We start from the raw sequence: 18,183 nt of genomic DNA, 5'->3' as shown, positions 1-18,183 counted from the left end.
GCCGGCAGGCGCCTTGGCGGAGGCCGCAGCGCTGGCGATTTCCGCAACGTTTCCAACACCACCGGGAGTCCTTCGGCCTCCAGTCGTGAGCTAAAGCTTCTCCTACAACTTTTTCTCATATGGTGGGGTTCTGTTGGAGCGCTGCTCTGCATCGCGACTGGCGCCGCCAGGCGCCTTGGCGGAGGCGGCAATCCTTCTTCACAGGTTCCGGTAGCGGAACACTCGCAGGCTGGGGAGGAAGGGGGTGTCTTCCAGGCGTTCGTCGCTGCGCCGGGCGCGGGTGCGGGTTTCGGGTGGCGCGGCGGGTGGCAGGTTGTGGTCGGGCAGGCGTCCGCGGGGGGCGGGCAGGAAGAGCGGCAGCGCGACGTTCATGGCGCGCCGGGTGCGGCCGTCGTCCAGCGGTTCGGTGTAGAAGAGGTTGGCGCGCATCAGCGGTGCCTGGCTCTGCACCTGGGCGAGGGGTTCGCTCGAGGGCAGGCCGGCGAGCTTGCGCAGCTGTATGCGTACATGAGGCGCGTCGGTATCCAGCGTCATTAGCTTCTTCTCGACATCGCTCACGCTGAGCCGCTTGATCGAGCGGCCGCTGGAATACCATGCCAAGCGCACACGAGCCACCGGCGCTTCGGCCACGGGAATGGCCCGCCAGCACTGCTTGAGGTGCAGCCGGGCGAGGCCGCTGCCGCGCAGGTGGTCGTGCAGTTCGGGGTGGCGGAACGGCAGCACCGCCTTGGCCTCGGCCAGCAGCGGCGGGTGATTGTCGCGGATATGGGCCAGCTGTGTGGCGAATTCGGCCTTTGCCGCGTTCACCGCGGCGACCTTCTCCAGCAGGATGTCATCGGCGGCGACCAGCCCCACATGACTGCGGGTGGTACGTCCGTCCTGGCCGTCCTGATACCAGAAGTCGAGCAGAGCACGGCGCAACCACGCCTCGCTGGCATCGGCCTGGAATGCCCAGGCTTCGGCGGGCGAGCGGCTGTAGGCCGCCAGCAGCTCCTCGCTGCGCTCGATCAACGCATCGAAGGCCGCTTCCAGCTCGGCCAGCAGGCGGTAGGAGGGTGCCGCGGCCGGGCTCACCGGTCGTCGCCTCGCTCGGCCCGGGCCAGCCACTCTTCGATGTTGTGCTCGTCCATCGCCGGCTCACCGGCGATACGGTGGGACTCGTCGGCCCAGGCACCCAGGTCGAGCATCTTGCACCGCTCGCTGCAGAAGGGCCGGTAAGGGTTCTGTTCGCTCCACTCCACCTTGGTCTTGCATTGGGGACAGGCGACTTTCAGGGGGCGTTGGTTCGATTGGCTCATGAATCCGTTAGGCGTTGGTGAGTATAGGGACATTCTAGCGCTCTCGGGCCAGCTCACGATACTTCCGATCCAGCTCGGCTACCTGGGCCTTCAGTCGGGCTTCATCGCCGCCGTTGTCGATCACGTCGTCGGCCCTGGCCAGGCGCTCGGCGCGGGGCATCTGCGCGGCGACGATGGCGCGGGCCTGGTTCTCATCGACATCGTCACGGGCGGCGGTACGGGCGATCTGCAGGCTTTCCGGTACGTCGATCACCAGGCAGCGGTCGGCCATCTCGCTCTGGCCCGACTCGAACAGCAGCGGCGAGACCAGCAGCACATAGGGCGCGCCCTCAGCCTGCAGCCGTTCCAGGTGGGCAACGAGACGCTGCCGAATGCGGGGGTGCGTCACCGACTCCAGCCACTTCCGCTCGGCCGGGTCGGCAAAGACGATCTCGCGCAGCGCCCGGCGGTCAAGGCGGCCGTCTTCCTGCAGCACCCGCGAGCCCTCCTTTCGGGAGTAACGCTCGGCGATCTCGGCCAGGGCCGGCTCGCCGGGCTCGACCACCTCGCGTGCCACGTCGTCGGCATCCACCCAGGGCACGCCCAGCGCCGCGAAGGCCCGTGCCACGGTGGACTTGCCCGAAGCGATACCGCCGGTTACGCCAATGATCACATTCACACTCCCTGTGAGCGGGTCAAAACATCATGCCGTAGTAGAGCGCCATCAGCGGCTCGCCGACCAGCAGCGCGATCCAGCCGGCCATGGCCAGGAAGGGGCCGAAGGGCATCGGAGCCCCGCGCAGTCTAGGCATGGCCAGCTGCACCAGGATACCGACCACGGCACCGACGCCGGCGGATAGGATCAGCACCATGGGCAGATAATGCCAGCCCATCCAGGCGCCAAGCGCCGCCAGCAGCTTGAAGTCGCCGAAGCCCATGCCCTCCTTGCCGGTCACCAGCTTGAACAACCAGTAGAAGCTCCACAGCGACAGATACCCTGCCATGGCGCCGATCACCGCATCGGAAAGTAGCAGCGGCTGGAACAGCAGCTGGTAGAGCAGCCCCGCCCACAGCAGCGGAAGAGTAAGGATGTCCGGCAGCAGCTGGGTGCGCAGGTCGATCACCGCCAGTGCCAGTAGTGAAAGGCAGGCGCCGAAGATGAACAGCCCCTGCCGGGTGGGGCCGTGCAGCGCCAGCACCGCCAGCGCCAGGGCGCCGCCGGCCAGCTCCACCAGGGGATACTGTGGGCTGATGCGCGCTTCACAGTAGGCGCAGTGCCCACGGCGCTTGAGCCAGCCGATCACCGGCAGGTTGTCGTGCCAGGCGATGGGCGTTTCGCAACTCGGGCAGATCGACCGCGGTACCATCAGGTTGAAGCGGGGCCGCTCTTCATCGGGAAGCTCCAGCGCCTCGCGGGCCTCGGCTCGCCAGCCCAGCATCAGCATCACCGGCAGGCGCACGATCACCACGTTGAGGAAGCTGCCCAGACACAGGCCCAGGAAGGCCACCAAGGGCCAGAGAAGGGCGGGGGGAAGGTCAGTCAAAATAATTCCTTATCAAGCTGCCTCACTTTTCAGCAAGGGCCAGGCGCCTTGCTTGGAGGCATCGAGAATTACCACTTCCACTATACTGCCATCATCGGCATAGCTAACGTGCGTATGCCAGTCCTGTGACACTTCCTTTACGATAGGCTTTTCTGATAGATGCAGTACAAGGATGTCATCAGCTTCGTCGTAAGTGGTTCGCACTGTTACTCCTCCCAGCTGAAGTGGTGCATGATCGTCTTTACGACGAGTCTATCTTCGAGCACCACTGCCGCACAAATCATGTTGTCTTGCCTATCGGCGCGCTGATGGCAATCCAGAGCCGCATGGAATCCTTATATCGAGTATCTCCGATATCCAGCAACTCGAGTAGTAAGGCTTCAGGTATGTTGCGCTCAGCCATACGCTCGCGAGCATGACGCGTAACATGCACATGGCGTGCAAACCGTTGGCAATACAGTGCTTCACTCACAACACCGTGCCGAGCTCGAAGATGGGCAGGTACATGGAGATGACCAGGCCGCCGACCAGCACCCCGAGCACCACGATGATCAGGGGCTCCAGCAGCGAGGTGAGGGCATCGACCTTGTTGTCGACCTCCTCCTCGTAGTAGTCGGCCACGCGGTTGAGCATGGCGTCCAGCGAGCCGGACTCCTCGCCGATGCCCACCATCTGCACCGCCAGGGCGGGGAACTGCTCGGTCAGGCGCATGGCGAAGTGCAGCTGCTGGCCGGTGGCGACATCCTCGCGGATCTGCCGGGTGGCGCGTTCGTAGACCAGGTTGCCTGCCGCGCCGGCGGCGATGTCCAGCGCCTCGACCATGGGCACGCCGGCGCCGTAGGTGGTGGCCAGGGTGCGTGAATAGCGCGCCACCGACGACTTGTCGAGAATGTCGCCGATCACCGGGATCTTCAGCGAGAGCTTGTGCATGCGATAGGCGAACGCCTCTGAGCGCTTCATGCCCTGGCGCATCAGGTAGACGAAGGCCACCACGATGCCGATGCCCCACAGCCAGTACTGCTGAGCGAATTCCGACATGGCGATGGTCATGCGGGTCATGGCCGGGAGCTCGGCGCCGAAGCCATGGAACAGGCTTTCGAACTGGGGCACCACCTTGATCAGCAGCAGCGCCGTGACGCCGATGCCCACGGCGATGACCGCGATGGGATACCACAGCGCCTTTTTTACGCGCCCCTTGAGCGACTCGATCTTCTCCTTGTAGGTGGCGATCCGCTCGAGCATTCGGTCCAGTGAACCGGAGCTTTCGCCGGCCTCCACCAGATTGCAGAAGAGATTGTCGAACTGTTCGGGATGCTGGCGCAGCGCTTGGGAGAAGCTCGACCCCGCCGCCACTTCGTTCATCATCTGCTGGACCACCGCGCTCATGGCCGGCTTGCGAATGCTCTCTGCCACCACCTGGAACGCCTGCAGCACCGGCACGCCGGCACGAATCATGGTCGCCATCTGGCGGGCGAAGAGCATGATGTCCCGCGGCTTGATCTTGCCCATGCCGCCGCCAAGGCCCCCCTTGCGGCGCACGTTCTTGACGATGATGTTCTGATTGGCCAGCTCCCGCTCCACCTCGGCCTTGTGGGCGGCCACCACCTCGCCGCGCACCAGCCGGCCACCCGGCCCCTTGCCCGACCAGTTCCAGCGGTAGAGCTTCAACTTCTGGGGCGCTTTCGCGGTTTTGGTTGCCATGTGGATTCCTGCTGCGTATGGAAATTATGGTACTGGTTGATTATTGGCATCCCGCTATCAACTGTTACATCGGCTGGTTTGTCAGTTGGTTTAGTGTGAGCCGACTCAATCTTTTGTTACGCGATTGACCTCCGTCAAGCTTGTGATCCCCTGCATCACCTTCAGCAGGCCGCTTCTACGCAGGTCGGGGTGCCCCTCCTGGCGGGCCAACTGATCGAAATCCATGGAGTTGCCCTGGCGCATGATCAGCTGGCTCATCGCACTGCTCACCGGCACCACTTCGTAGATACCCACGCGGCCCTTGTAGCCGTGGGTGCAGTGCATGCAGCCCACCGGCTCGTAAACGGTGGCGCTGCCCACTTCCAGGTCGGTGAAGCCCTCGCGCAGCAGCGCCTCCCGGGGGATCTCAGCGGGCTGCTTGCACTGCTTGCAGAGCCGTCGTGCCAGGCGCTGGGCGATGATCAGGCTGACGGAGCTCGCAATGTTGAAGGGCGGCACGCCCATGTTGGCCAGGCGGGTCAGGGTTTCCGCCGCCGAATTGGTGTGGACCGTGGAGAGCACCAGGTGCCCGGTCTGTGACGCCTTCACCGCGATCTCGGCGGTCTCCAGGTCGCGGATCTCGCCCACCATCACCACGTCCGGGTCCTGGCGCAGGAAGGCGCGCAGGGCACTGGCGAAGTCCAGCCCGATCTTGGGCAGCACGTTGACCTGGTTGACCCCCGGCACCTTGATCTCCACCGGATCCTCCGCGGTACAGATATTGCGCTGCACCTCGTTGAGGATGTTCAGGCCGGTGTAGAGCGTCACCGTCTTGCCGCTGCCGGTGGGGCCGGTGACCAGGATCATCCCCTGGGGATGGTCGAGCACCGTTTCGTAGAGTCCGCGCTGCTCCGGCGTGAAGCCCAGCGCATCGATGCCGATCTGCGCCGAGGCGGGGTCGAGGATACGCAGCACGATCTTCTCGCCGTAGACGGTGGGCAACGAGTTGACGCGAAAGTCGATGGAGCGGGTCTTGGAGACCTTGAGCTTGATGGCGCCATCCTGAGGCAGGCGGCGCTCTGAGATATCCAGCCGCGACATCACCTTCAGGCGCGCGGCGATGCGCGCCCGCATGGAGAAGGGTGGGCGCGCCGCTTCAAGCAGCATGCCGTCGATGCGCATGCGCACCCGGTAGCTGGTCTCGTAGGGCTCGAAGTGAATGTCCGAGGCGCCGCGGCGGATGGCGTCGAGCAGGATCTTGTTGACGAACTTGACGATCGGCGCGTCGTCGGCGCCGCTATGGGCGGCCTGGCTCGACTCTTCGGTGAGGTCCACCCCCTCGTCGAACTCCAGCTCGCTGACCGCGTCGTCGACCCCGGTCAGGTCGTCCATCATGCTGGTGTCGTTCTGGGCCAGGTAGGCCTCCAGCACCGGAAGCAGCTGGTCGACGGGGCACAGCACCGCCTCGATGCCAAGCCCGGTGGCGAACTGCAGCTCATCGAGCTTGGCCAGGGTCGAGGGATAGGGCACCGCCACCGTCAGGCGGTGGGAGCGCCGCATCAGCGGCACCACGCACAGCTTGCGCAGCAGCTTCTCGGGATACTCCGTGGACGGCGGCAGGCTGGAAAGGCGCAGGGCGTCCAGGTCGACGATGGGCAGGCCATACTCCCAGGCGGCACACAGGGTGCCATCGCGGGCGGTGACCATGCCGGCGTCGATCACATGCTGAAGCAGCGTCACCTCGGACTCGCGGGCCTCGTGTTCGGCACGCTCGGCCGCAGCACGCGACAGCAGGCCGTACTCCACCAGCCGCCGTGCCAGGCCGCGCAGGCCCTCGGCGGCCTGGTCCGGATTGGTGGAATCGTCGGCGGTGCCGGCTTCCGAGAAGGGGCGATTACTGTTCATGGCGCCTCTGTCGTTGGCCCGCTTGGCGGGTGGCAAGCGATATAGAAATTACCAGTATACTAGCCCTTTACTACTAGCCATCACAGTGGTGATCTCACGCCTGGCTAACCCTGATATTAATTTGCTGGTACATTATCATTAGCTAAGATACTGAGGCAGACGTATGTAGTGCTTGCAGGATGCTAAAGTGTAATTTAGTGTAAGTGGCAGGGGCGTGAAATCAGGGACTGTAGCGATACGCCAAATCGGTCCAAAAAGTGGCATTCGCCCCGGCTGCAGGGCAGCGTCGCCGTAACCGGGCGACACCGCCGCACAGGCAGCCAGGCAGCCAGGCAAGGCTGCCGCTTGAAAGACTGCGATCGGAAAGACAGCAGGTAGCTAGACAGCGATACAAGGAAGCGACTGCTTCCATCGGCATCTCCTAAGGGCCGAGACAACGAACCAAAGCCACGACCGGGCAACAGAGCAGGGGATTAGGTGATGAACATGACGAAAGAAATGCAGAACCAGCGGGCAGCCAGGAAGGGCCAGGGCGGTTTCACCCTGATCGAGCTGCTTATCGTGGTGGCGATCATCGGCATTCTGGCGGCGATTGCGATACCGCAGTATAACAATTACCTTGATACAGCAGCGGAGAACGCATGTAGCTCTGAGCTTGCTTCTGCCCGGAATGTAGTAGCTGCGGAGAACGCGCTTGGTGAGGACGCTGTGGATGGCACTACTGCTTGGGCAGATCTCGATTTTGCCTTTTCGGCTTGTACTGGGAATACACCTAGTCCAGATGATTTTCTTGATAGTCCGATTGCAATTACCGGAGTTGAAACTTCTCGTGGTGGCCCGGTAGACTTCCCTTGAGTCTTTGCAATAGCGCCCAGAGAAAGCATACTGGTTTTTCAGTATAATAAACTGGAAACGCTAAGCGGCCGGTGATGGCACCGGCCGCTAAACCTCGTGCATTACCAATGTGACGCTAATCTGCTGGCAAGCCTCAAACTCTTACCTTGCGCCTTGCCTATGGATTTTTCGGGCCTATAATGTAATGTTCCGTATTTAAATGTAATTGGTGTGTCCCAGCAGAGGTGTTGATGGCGGACTCAAGGCAGCAGGGCATTGCCCTGATGGTGGTGCTGATCCTGATGTCCTCTTCGCTGACGGTGGGCCTGTCGGCCATGCAGGGTAGCCTGTAACGAGAGGCTAGCGGTGTGACTACTAGCCTGCTGCTGCACTATATATGACGATTTATTCTCTAATGCTTGAAAACAGACCCGGCTATTTGGGGGTCTGTTAAATAGCAGGCCTGTCTGCATATTTTTCCGAGGCGAGCATAAAGTCGGTTTCGTGGAGTGGATGGGGCATGCCTACGAGCTCTAGCGACTAGTCGATCTGGATACCTTCGAGCTAGAAGACATCAGCTACCGCCAGGCAGAAAATATGGCCCTGAAGGGCCACAAGGAAGGCTGTGGCCGCTGCAGGCATTATGGGCACCTCCATGTTATGGACCTTTCTGGCCGTTTGGCGTAATGTTGCGTGCATAAATGTAACCATTGCGTCACAGCGGAGGTGAGGATGGCGGGCTCAGGACAGCAGGGAGCTGCCCTGGTAGTGGTGCTGGTCCTTATGACCTCCTCACTGATAGTGGGCCTGTCGACCATGCAGGGTAGCCTGATCAAGGAGAGGCTGGCGGGTAACTACCGTTCGGCGGCTCAGGCGCAGATGGCCGCCGAATCCGCCGCCGTTGAGCTAACCAACTATCTGCAGCAACTTCAAACGACTCCCGGCAACGTGACATCCGTTCTCGCTAACCTTCCCTTCCACGACGGGTTGCAAGTCCCGCAAGCCAACTGGTCGGCGTGCCGCGGTGAGTTTGGCTGGGAGGATGACTCCGTGAGCCCGTTAAACCTGGCGCTTGGAAGGCATGGTTGTTCCCCTGCCGGGATGAGGACAACGGCGATGCTCCCCGTGTTCTTATTGAAGGGCAGGCCGGCCACGTAAACAACCCGGCTGTATATTCAGCCTTGATGGCCCTTGATCCGCTTTTTTCACCCAGCGGCCTGGCTGCGACAAACTTTATTGGTGGCATTGCCGCAGATGTGGATATTCAGTGGCCCTCCTTTCACAATTCGCGAATCGGGGCAACGGATGAGCATGGCAACACCGATCCGAATTGGCCGGCTATCTACTTCGATCACCTTTATGGTAAGACTTCGCGAATTGGCTTCTGTTGTGGAGAAATTTTGGAATCCTGATTTATAAAGATTTTGATTATTATCCAAAATTATGTTTGCCTCTTATGTCTAGGTTCTATATAAATGTGTTTTCAATATGAATAGTCTCAAAATAATGCATGTTGTATCTTCAGCTGCCTCTGGAGGTGCGGAAGTATACGTAAAAGACTTGGCTAAGGCAATGGCTGGAAAAGGGCACAAAGTTTTTTTGGTGTTTCTTGATCGAGCTTCTGAAACAGGACGTGACCTGGAATTTGAAGTGTCATTCCTTGCTGAACTGGATCAATGTGGTATTGATTATGGCTTCCTTGGACGCGAGTGCCGCAAGAATCCCTTCAAGGGCTGCTTGGGCCTTATTCGGTTTTGCCGTCGGTTTCGTCCTGACGTGATTCACTCGCATCTGTATTACGGCGCCTTGTTCTCCCTGCCTCAGTTGGGTGTTCCTCATGTGTATACCCATCATAATATCAAGCTAAAGGCTTCTGCTTGGCTATATCGCCTTCTGGATGTAAATACCAAGGCCTATGTCGGTATCTGCGAAGCATGCGAAACACTGCTCAGCCATGTCACACGCAGACAGGTTGTAAGAATCGACAATGGCGTGGCATTGACACGCATCATTCCAAAGCGGGAATATCGCACAAGCTCTCGAATCAAGTTGGTATGTGTGGGCACGCTCGGCGAGCAGAAGAATCATTCGCTATTACTGAATGCCCTGTCACGCCTTGCTGATCTTGATTATTCATTGACAGTCGCGGGAGAAGGTTCAAAGAAAACCGAGCTACAGGATTTAGCTAGTTCACTTGGTATTGAGGGTAATGTTAATTTTATTGGTAACTGTAATAATGTCAAACAGCTATTGCATGATTCCGATGTTTTTGTCATGTCATCCGCGTGGGAAGGTTTGCCTATCGCTCAGATTGAGGCAACATTAACTGGTCTCCCCGTGCTTGTTACGGACGTCGGCGGATGTGCGGAGATTGTGGATCGAGTGGGCAACGGTCTAGTGGCCAAGGCAGAGCTCGATGATTATACCAAGAAGCTGAAACGTATTATTGTCGATGATTCTCTTCGCTTGAGTTTTCACAAGAACGCTCTAGAAAACTCTGGACACTACACGGTGGATAATGCCGTGGAGCGCCATCTAGGACTCTACGATCGCCTTACTCATCAGTTGGTTTCCCATGCCTGAGATTACTTTCGTCTTTATTCTTTTTGTTCTCACAGCTGTATATTGTCTCTGGATGGGTACGCGCCATCGTTGGCTTCTCTGGCCGCTCCTGATCGCTTACACTTTTCGACTGTTTCTTTTTGCCCTGGACTATACACGCATTTTTCGGCCCCCTGGAGCTACTGCAGATGCTGCACGCTTTGTCAGTCATGCTCAACATTATGCCAGTAGAGATTGGCAATCCCTTTTTGATAATATACCACTCTGGCACTCTAGTTATTATGCTTGGCTCGGCGGAGTTATTCAGAAAGTTGTTGGAGAATCATCGCTCTTTTTGCTTTCTACCAACTTCTTCTTTGGGCACGTGGTTGTAGCCGTTACAGGGATCATCAGTTACCAGCTGTGGGGAAAGCGTGCCGCAGTCGTTGCTGCTTTGATCATGGCGCTCTACCCGTTTGGTGCGTTCAACTCGATTCTGGCCATGAGGGAAGAAGTCGCCATCATGTTTTTCCTGATGGGACTCTACTTCTATGTACGTTGGGTGGCAGGTAAATCACTTTTGGGTTTGCTTTGGGGCGGTCTTTTATTCGGTGTTGCGGTTCTGCTTCATCCAGGGTGGGTGTCGGCTTTCATAGGCGTAGCGGCTTATCTTTTCTACTTTCTGTATCGCAATCTGTTTATAGACCGTCCGCGCTTAGTCACCCGGCTCTATGCTTTCAAGATGCTGCTTTCGATTGGAATGCTGGCCTTTTCACTCGGCATGGTTACAGTCGGTGGGGGGATTAACCTGGGAAAGGGAATCGAAGTAGGAGGAGCTAGTGAGGAAGGTATAGGTGGTGCTATTGAACAGCGTTTCTCTCGAGAAGCCTTGGGAGGGTCTGCCTACCCTGGCTTCATCGCTCAGGGCAATCCCTACACGCAACCTTGGTTAATACCGGCAAGAGTAGTCTATTTCCATTTTTCTCCCTTTCCCTGGGATATCCGTAGTCCAAGGCACCTGCTGGGTCTTGTCTCTTCGGTGCTGTACTGGTTCCTTGCCTGGCGGGTTTACCGTGGCTGGCCTCAGCTCAAGGCGCGTGAGGAATGTGTCGCATTGCTGTTCATTTTTGGCGCCGTCACCTTTGTGTTTGCCATCGGCGTCACCAATGTTGGCACGGCGATCCGCCACAAGACGAAACTGCTGGGGCTTTTCGTAATTTTGGCTGCTTCGTCATTCACTAGTTTTCGAGTTCGATTCAAAAGGAAGTGACTCTTGAAGGTGATGATTCTTGCTGGAAATGCTCGCTCGCTGATTGCCAACCGGGCCGATCTCATTCGCGATATGCGCGCCGCCGGCCTGGACGTGGCCGCTGCGGTGCCCACCGCGGATTACCTGCCTGAAGTGGAGGAATTGGGGATTACGATCTATCCAGTGGAGATGGGTCGCACCGGAATTAATCCGCTGCACGATTTGAAATACCTGCTGGCTCTGCGCAAGCTGCTACGCCGTGTGCGCCCTCATGCTGTGTTTGGCTACACCATCAAGCCGGTGGTCTACGGCAGTCTGGCAGCGCGTATGGCCGGTGTGCCGCAAATCTACTCCATGATCACCGGGCTTGGCCATGTGTTCACTACCGAGAATGCGCGTAATCGGCGGCTTCAGAAAGTCATCGCGCTGCTTTACCGCAGCGGGCTTGCTGCCAACCGTAAGGTGTTCTTCCAGAACCCTGACGATCTCCAGGAGTTCATCGATCGCAGCATGCTCAAGGATCGAAGCAAGGCAGTTCGAACTTATGGCTCAGGTGTCGATATGCAGCGATTCTCTCGTGAACCACTGCCCGATGGACCGGCTACCTTTCTGTTCATCGGTCGGCTGTTGACGGAAAAAGGCGTAGCTGAGTTTTGTGAAGCGGCGCGTCAACTTCGCGCTGAGTTTCCTGAGGCGCGTTTCATCGCCGTTGGCCCCCATGACCCGAACCTGCCTCACCGGCGCGTCGAATGACCTCGACCGGGAAGTGCGAAGTGGCGTCCCATTCGGCGGCGTGGTCGGCCAGTTCGGCCCTGCTGAGGCGCCGGCGTACTCACCTGGGTATTGCAGGTGGTCCCCCTGTTCGTGTTCGTCTCGGCCGCAGTCAGTGCCGACGGTGCCCAGCGCCGGTTGGAACAGGGCCATGCCAGCACCAAAGAGGATCGAGAAGATGGCCATCATCTTCTCATCGGCGAACAGATGACTGAGCAGCCAGACCGCAAAGTTGGCGCCGCTCAGGTCGCCCCACACCGTGGGATTGGCATAGGCCGCCATTGGCATGGCGAAGGCCTGGATATTCATGACCAGGATGCCGAGCAGGGCAAAGCCACGCAGCACGTCCAGGGAGTGCATCCGCCCACCGGACGCTAACCGCGGTCCAGCTTCCCTGGCTTCAGTGCTTCCCTGCATTGGGCCCCTCCCTTGCTCGCTCTACTGCCTTCGGCGGACCTAGCGCCCCGGCTTCGCCCGGCGTGGCCTGCCTGGCTTTCCCGGTTGGCCGCCGGTTGACCTGGGCTTCAGGGACTTCTGCTTTCGGGCGTTGGCCTTCTGCTTCGGCCCGGCCCCCTTGCCTGCGCTTCCACCTGTTGACGACCTGGCCTTGGCCCCCTTGCCTGTGGTCCGGCCGCTCGAGGTTGCCTTGCCTTGGCTGGCACGCCTGCTCGCGGCCGCTCCCCCCTTTGCTACCTTGGCTGTCTTGCGCTTGCCCGGCGCCCTGGCCGCCGAAGACTTCCTGCCCTCGGCATCAGAGGCCGAGCTTTCGGTCAGCGCATTGATCGTGTCGATCTCTTTCTCGGTCAGGTCGCGCCAGTCCCCAAGCGCCAGCCCCTTGAGGGACACATTCATGATCCGGATTCGCTCGAGCCGGGTGACCTCGTAATCGAACTTTTCGCACATGCGCCGAATCTGGCGATTCAGCCCTTGCACCAGCGTTATGTTGAAAACGAAGGTCGACTCCTTGACGACCTTGCACGGCTTCGTCACCTCGCCAAGGATACGCACACCGGAACTCATGCCCACGATGAAGTCATCCGTAATCGGCTTGTTGACGGTGACCCGGTACTCCTTCTCATGATTGTTGCTGGCCCGGAGTATCTTGTTGACCAGGTCACCATTGTTGGTCAGGAAGATGAGCCCCTGGGAATCCTTGTCCAGCCGGCCGATGGGGAAGATACGCACCCCATGCTTGACGAAGTCGACGATGTTGTCCTTCTCGCTCGGCTCGGTGGTGCTGACGATGCCCACCGGCTTGTTCAAGGCAATGAAGACAAGGTCTTCGTCTTCCTGGGGCTCGATCAACTGGCCGTTGACCTTGACCTCATCCCCAGCAAACACCTGGTCTCCTGTCTTGGCCCGCTTGCCATTGAGAAAGACATTGCCCTGCTCCACATAGCGGTCGGCCTCGCGCCGGGAGCACATGCCACTTTCACTGATGAACTTGTTGATACGGGTCGAAGAACGGGAGGCCATGGCACACTTACCAGAAAGAACACGGGGACAGAGAGGCATTCAAGCATGGCAAGCCATATCGATGAAAGGGTTACGCTCATCATGGGGTGTGTCAGCCCACGCTGGAGGGTAAACTGAGCGATACCCCGTCAAACGATCCAATCGACAAAGGACGCCTCGCCGACCATGGGCAGCACCTCTCCCCTCTACCTGCAGATTCAGCAACACCTGCTGGAGAAGATCAACGGCGGCGACTGGCCGGCGCATCACCAGATTCCTCCTGAGGAGCAACTGGCCCGTGACTTTGGCGTCAGCCGCATGACGGCCAACAAGGCAATACGCGACCTGGTACAGCAGGGCTACCTCATTCGCCAGCCCGGACTCGGCACCTTCGTCACCGATCGCAAGGCGGAGTCGTCACTGGTGGAAGTGCATAATATCGCCGAGGAGGTGCGCAGCCGCGGCCATGGCTACAGTAACGAGGTCCTGTGCAGCGAAGCGATTGAAGCCGATGATGAGGTGGCGCTGCGCCTTGGCGTACGCCTGGGGACGCGGGTCTTTCACACCCTGATCGTGCATTGCGAGAATGGCGTGCCGATCCAGCTCGAGAATCGCTACGTCAATCCCCGCTGGGTGCCGGACTATCTCGATACCGACTTCACGCGCCACACCCCCAACGAGGTGCTGGTGGCGGCCTGCCCGATCAGCGATATCGAGCACGTGGTCGAAGCGGTGCTGGTGGATGAAACAACTGCACGCCATCTGGACACCGACACGACCCGCCCCTGCCTGAGCATGATTCGCCGCACCTGGTCCGGTGACCATCTGATCAGCTACGCCCGGCTGATCCACCCCGGCGAGCGCTACAAGCTGCGCTCGTCGGTGCATCGCAATGGCTCCTGATCGTACCTGGACCCCAAGCTCTAACCCACCTTCGATACGCTTATCGCAACGCGGCCGGCATGGCCGGCCGCGTTGGTGAAAGCGGCAAGCGGCTAACCGCCTAACCGCCTGACACGGCCAGTGCCAGGTAGCCCGCCGGCACGGCGAGCAGCAGGCTGAGCGCCACGCGAATGAACCAGATCACCACGATGCGCCCCACCGAGAGCGGAATGCTGGTGGAAAGGATGCAGGGAATCGAGGCGGAGAAGAACAGCACCCCCGAGACCGACACCACCCCGGCGGCGAAGCGCGCCACGAAATCGGCTTCCGCCATCAGCAGCGCGGGCAGGAACATCTCTGCCAGGCCCGAGGCCGCCGCCTGGGAGAGCGCCGCAGCATCGTCCAGCCCCCAGATGGCCACGAAGGGATAGAACAGCCAGCCCAGCCACTCGAACAGCGGCGTGTACTTGGCCAGCAGCAGGCCCAACAGCCCCACCGACATGATCGACGGCAGGATGCTGATCGCCATCACCAGACCTTCTCGCACGTTGATCGACACGCTCCTGGGCAGGCTGGGAGCCTTCTCGGCAACGGCGAGGCCGGTATGCCAGGCAGTAGAGAGCCGCTTTCCCGGTATCGACTCGGGTTCACCATCGCTCTTGCTGTTGTCCATGCCACGCAGGGGCGGCAGGCGCACGGTGATCGCCGTGACGATGAAGGTGATCAACAGCGTCAGCCAGAAGTAGAGATTCCACACGCTCATCAGGTCGAGGGTACGCGCCACGATGATCATGAAGGTGGCCGAGACCGTGGAGAAGCCGGTAGCGATGATCGCGGCTTCCCTGGCCGAGTACTGCCCCGCCTGGTAGACCCGGTTGGTGATCAGCAGGCCGATGGAGTAGCTACCGACGAAGGATGCCACGGCATCGATGGCCGAGCGCCCGGGAGTGCGCCAGATCGGCCGCATCACCGGCTGCACCAGCACACCGATCAGCTCCAGCAGGCCATAGCTGATCAACAGCGCCAGGAAGACGGCACCGATGGGCACGATCAGCCCGACGGGAATCACCAGCCGCTCGAACAGGAACGGCAGCATGTCGGGCTCATGCAGGAAGCCAGGCCCCCAGCCTGTCATGGCCATCAGTGCCGCGGCCACCCCGGCCAGCTTGAGCAGCGTGAAGATGCGCTCGGTGAGGCTGCGATTCCAGTAGCCCTTGGCCAGGGGGTAGACGGCACCGGCAACGATCAGCGCCAGGGCATAGAAGCCGCTGAAGTCCCCCAACAGGGTACGCGCCCCGGTGACCATGTGGTCCAGCAGGATGGTCGTTCGTTCGCCGATGGTCACCGGCACGAAGAAGATCAGGATACCCAGCGCACTGGGTATGAACAGCTTGAGTACGGTCATCAGCGATGGTCGACGGCGACTCTGTGCCGCCTGCTGAGGGATCGTCATGGAATCCCCTCCTCTTGTTGTCGTCGGAATGTCGTGACACGCCACGGTGCCGGTCGGGTGTCGATACGGCCTGTCATTAATGTATATACAATAAGATGAATCGCCCAGCCAGGACAACCCGCGGAATCACGCCTATACTTTCGTCGTAGAGTTATCGGACACAAGTAGAGCCCCAAGCGCATAAATCCAGTATTTTTTCTTTATTAATATAAACTTAGCTGCAGTACGAAAGGAGAGACCGTGCGCCGTGAACCGGCAACACCACGGAATAGCTCCGCCATGCTTGACGCGAGGACGGCCATCGTTTAAATGTATATACATTACATCGACCATCATCAGCAGGAGGCCCCATGACCGGCACCCCGCAAAAGCGCAAACTCTGGCGAGACGTCATCCTCTTCGATGGCGTCGACACTCTGCCCGAGCCGATGGCGGTCATGGTCGAAGGCGACCGTATCGGTCGTGTCGTGCCGATGACCGAATTCGACGAGGCCACCGCAGCCGGCTGTGAGGAGATGGCCCGCGGCGGCGTGATGACCCCTGGCCTGGTCGACTGCCACACCCATCTGGTATTCGGCGGCTCTCGAGCCGATGAATTCGAGCAGCGCCTGGAAGGCGCCAGCTACGAGGAGATCGCCCGAGCCGGCGGCGGCATCCTCAGCACGGTGAACGCCACCCGGGCAGCCACCGAAGCCGAGCTGTTCGAGGCCGCCCGGCCGAGGCTGGAGGCGCTGATGCGGGATGGCGTCACCACCGTGGAGATCAAGTCCGGCTACGGCCTCACCGTTGCCGACGAACTCAAGATGCTGCGCGTGGCACGTCGCCTGGGCCAGGAGCTGCCGGTGCGGGTAGTCACCACCCTGCTCGGCGCCCATGCCCTGCCCCCGGAATTCAGGGACGACAGCGACGGCTATATCGACCTGGTATGCAACGAGATGATCCCTGCCGCCGCCACCGAAGGATTGGCCGACGCAGTAGACGTGTTCTGCGAGAAGATCGCTTTCTCCGTTGCCCAATGCGAGCAGGTGTTCGCGGCTGCCAAGGCCCACGGCCTGTCGATCAAGGCCCATGCGGAGCAGCTCTCCAACCTGGGTGGCAGTGCCGCCGCGGCGCGCTTCGGGGCGCTCTCCGCCGACCATATCGAATTTCTCGACGAAGCCGGTGTGGAAGCCCTGCGCGAGGCCGACAGTGTCGCCGTGCTGCTCCCCGGCGCCTTCCACACCCTGCGGGAGACCCGGCTGCCCCCCATCGCGGCGTTGAGGGCCGCCGGGGTGCCAATGGCGGTGGCCACCGATGCCAACCCGGGCAGCTCGCCGATCTTCAACCCCACCCTGATGCTCAATTTCGCCTGCACCCTGTTCCGGCTGACGCCACGGGAGGCGCTGGCCGGCATGACCGCCCATGGCGCCCGGGCCTTAGGGTTTCATGAAGAACGGCTGGGTCGAATCGAGGAAGGCGCCCCGGCCGACCTCTGCCTGTGGCACGTCGACACCCCCGCCGCCCTCGCCTATGCCATACAGCCCGGCCGCCTTCGCCAACGGGTATTCGCGGGTCGCGTCTGTGAACTGGAACGAGACGAAGGAGAACGCCGCCATGTCTGAGTGGATCGATATGTCGCCCTGGGCAGGGCGTGAGGACCCGGAGCCGAACAGCCTGCGCTGGCATCAGGTGATCGAACCCCTGCCCACCGGCAGCCGGGCGGCGAACGCTCCTGCCGGCATCGCCCTGCTCGGCTTCGCCTGTGACGCCGGAGTGGCACGCAACCACGGGCGCATCGGCGCCGCTGGCGGCCCCCGCGCCATACGCAAGGCGCTGGCCAACCTGGCCTGGCACCATGGTGCGTCCGCCTTCGATGCCGGCGATGTGGTCTGCCACCCCCATGGCAGCGACGACGGCATGGAAAGCGCTCAGTCGCGGCTCGCCGGGAGGGCCGCCGCGCTGCTCGACGCCGGTCATCTGCCGGTGGTGCTCGGTGGCGGTCATGAAGTGGCCTATGGCAGCTGGTCGGGCCTGGCTCGTCACCTGGAAAACGCGGCGTCCGGCAAGACGGCGCCGGTCATCGGCATCATCAACCTCGACGCGCACTTCGATCTTCGCAACCCGCTTCTCACCCCAGGCCAGCGCGGCTCCTCGGGCACACCCTTCGCCCAGATCGCCGACGAATGCGAGCGCCGCGGCTGGCCGTTCCGCTACGCCTGCCTCGGCGTGAGCAGGGCCAATAACACCGCGGCCCTGTTCGAGCGCGCCGCCGAGTTCGGCGTGCTGGTGCGCGAGGATCACGAGATCACCGCGGCGAGCCTCGACGGCATCGGCGACGAACTCGACGCCTTTATCGCCGACTGCGACCGGATCTACCTGACCATCGATCTGGACGTGCTGCCGGCAAGCGAAGCCCCCGGTGTCAGCGCCCCCGCCGCCCATGGTGTATCGCTGCCCCTGCTGGAGCGCCTGGCCGTGCGCGTACGCGATAGCCACAAGCTGGCCCTGGTCGACCTGGCCGAACTGAACCCAGGCTTCGATATCGACGGCCGCACCGCCAAGGCGGCAGCGCGGCTGATCCATCAACTGACGCTCGCACCCTGATCCGGCCTG

Annotated in this window: 18 protein-coding genes; 9 read left to right on the top strand and 9 right to left on the bottom strand. The window is 60.8% G+C overall.

What is annotated here, in order from left to right:
- Positions 1–198: 198 nt before the first annotated feature.
- From LOKO_RS07790 to pilB, 7 genes are all read right to left on the bottom strand, one after another.
- Positions 199–1,074: a DNA replication terminus site-binding protein gene (locus tag LOKO_RS07790; RefSeq protein WP_066447302.1), complete on the bottom strand. Its 876-nt coding sequence runs from the start codon at positions 1,072–1,074 to the stop codon at positions 199–201.
- Positions 1,071–1,298, bottom strand: a complete 228-nt coding sequence (gene yacG, locus LOKO_RS07785) for a DNA gyrase inhibitor YacG (RefSeq protein WP_066447298.1) — start codon at positions 1,296–1,298, stop codon at positions 1,071–1,073. Before yacG ends, LOKO_RS07790 begins: the two co-directional genes overlap by 4 nt.
- A 34-nt stretch (positions 1,299–1,332) precedes the next feature.
- Complete coding sequence (coaE, locus tag LOKO_RS07780; protein WP_066447295.1) at positions 1,333–1,950, bottom strand: dephospho-CoA kinase; 618 nt, start codon at positions 1,948–1,950, stop codon at positions 1,333–1,335.
- 22 nt (positions 1,951–1,972) lie between these two features.
- On the bottom strand, positions 1,973–2,821 hold the full coding sequence (locus LOKO_RS07775; protein ID WP_066447292.1) for a prepilin peptidase: 849 nt from the start codon (positions 2,819–2,821) through the stop codon (positions 1,973–1,975).
- Between the two features lie 12 nt (positions 2,822–2,833).
- Complete coding sequence (locus tag LOKO_RS18755; RefSeq protein ID WP_083517494.1) at positions 2,834–3,025, bottom strand: DUF2283 domain-containing protein; 192 nt, start codon at positions 3,023–3,025, stop codon at positions 2,834–2,836.
- Between the two features lie 264 nt (positions 3,026–3,289).
- Positions 3,290–4,522, bottom strand: a complete 1,233-nt coding sequence (locus tag LOKO_RS07770) for a type II secretion system F family protein (RefSeq protein WP_066447289.1) — start codon at positions 4,520–4,522, stop codon at positions 3,290–3,292.
- Between the two features lie 105 nt (positions 4,523–4,627).
- A complete protein-coding gene (gene pilB / locus LOKO_RS07765) occupies positions 4,628–6,406 on the bottom strand; it encodes a type IV-A pilus assembly ATPase PilB (protein ID WP_066447286.1) in 1,779 nt (592 codons plus the stop codon).
- 486 nt (positions 6,407–6,892) lie between these two features.
- On the opposite strand from pilB, the gene LOKO_RS20500 reads away from it, so the two are divergent.
- The 6 genes from LOKO_RS20500 to LOKO_RS07730 all read left to right on the top strand — a co-directional run bounded on the left by LOKO_RS20500 (position 6,893) and on the right by LOKO_RS07730 (position 12,179).
- The gene (locus LOKO_RS20500) at positions 6,893–7,261 is read left to right on the top strand and encodes a prepilin-type N-terminal cleavage/methylation domain-containing protein (protein WP_417935384.1); all 369 of its coding nucleotides are present in this window, start codon (positions 6,893–6,895) and stop codon (positions 7,259–7,261) included.
- Positions 7,262–7,972: 711 nt separating this feature from the next.
- A complete protein-coding gene (locus tag LOKO_RS07755) occupies positions 7,973–8,398 on the top strand; it encodes a pilus assembly PilX family protein (RefSeq protein ID WP_066447280.1) in 426 nt (141 codons plus the stop codon).
- Positions 8,399–8,728: 330 nt separating this feature from the next.
- A complete protein-coding gene (locus tag LOKO_RS18745; RefSeq protein ID WP_083517493.1) occupies positions 8,729–9,823 on the top strand; it encodes a glycosyltransferase in 1,095 nt (364 codons plus the stop codon).
- Positions 9,816–11,051, top strand: a complete 1,236-nt coding sequence (locus tag LOKO_RS07740; RefSeq protein ID WP_144439635.1) for a hypothetical protein — start codon at positions 9,816–9,818, stop codon at positions 11,049–11,051. The genes LOKO_RS18745 and LOKO_RS07740 overlap by 8 nt, the downstream gene beginning before the upstream one ends.
- A gap of 12 nt (positions 11,052–11,063) precedes the next feature.
- The gene (locus LOKO_RS07735; protein WP_083517705.1) at positions 11,064–11,783 is read left to right on the top strand and encodes a glycosyltransferase; all 720 of its coding nucleotides are present in this window, start codon (positions 11,064–11,066) and stop codon (positions 11,781–11,783) included.
- 96 nt (positions 11,784–11,879) lie between these two features.
- Positions 11,880–12,179 carry a hypothetical protein gene (locus LOKO_RS07730; RefSeq protein WP_144439634.1) on the top strand — a complete coding sequence of 100 codons (300 nt, stop codon included), beginning with the start codon at positions 11,880–11,882 and terminating at the stop codon, positions 12,177–12,179.
- A 78-nt stretch (positions 12,180–12,257) separates the two neighbouring features.
- On the opposite strand, the gene rluF is transcribed toward LOKO_RS07730, so the two are convergent.
- Entirely contained in the window at positions 12,258–13,277 is a 1,020-nt protein-coding gene (gene rluF, locus LOKO_RS07725) for a 23S rRNA pseudouridine(2604) synthase RluF (RefSeq protein WP_066447266.1), read from the bottom strand.
- 165 nt (positions 13,278–13,442) lie between these two features.
- Here rluF and hutC point away from each other — a divergent pair, with 165 nt between their 5' ends.
- Complete coding sequence (hutC, locus tag LOKO_RS07720) at positions 13,443–14,159, top strand: histidine utilization repressor (protein WP_066447263.1); 717 nt, start codon at positions 13,443–13,445, stop codon at positions 14,157–14,159.
- A gap of 100 nt (positions 14,160–14,259) precedes the next feature.
- On the opposite strand, the gene LOKO_RS07715 is transcribed toward hutC, so the two are convergent.
- Positions 14,260–15,591, bottom strand: a complete 1,332-nt coding sequence (locus LOKO_RS07715; RefSeq protein WP_066447260.1) for a YjiH family protein — start codon at positions 15,589–15,591, stop codon at positions 14,260–14,262.
- Positions 15,592–15,941: 350 nt separating this feature from the next.
- On the opposite strand from LOKO_RS07715, the gene hutI reads away from it, so the two are divergent.
- Together hutI and hutG are read left to right on the top strand one after the other, a co-directional pair.
- Entirely contained in the window at positions 15,942–17,192 is a 1,251-nt protein-coding gene (hutI, locus tag LOKO_RS07710; RefSeq protein WP_066447258.1) for an imidazolonepropionase, read from the top strand.
- Positions 17,185–18,174, top strand: a complete 990-nt coding sequence (hutG, locus tag LOKO_RS07705; RefSeq protein ID WP_066447254.1) for a formimidoylglutamase — start codon at positions 17,185–17,187, stop codon at positions 18,172–18,174. Before hutI ends, hutG begins: the two co-directional genes overlap by 8 nt.
- Positions 18,175–18,183: the final 9 nt, after the last annotated feature.

This window comes from Halomonas chromatireducens (assembly GCF_001545155.1).
GTDB lineage: Bacteria > Pseudomonadota > Gammaproteobacteria > Pseudomonadales > Halomonadaceae > Halomonas > Halomonas chromatireducens.
Note: the sequence above shows the minus strand (reverse complement) of the source record. Positions and strands in the feature narration are given on the sequence as shown.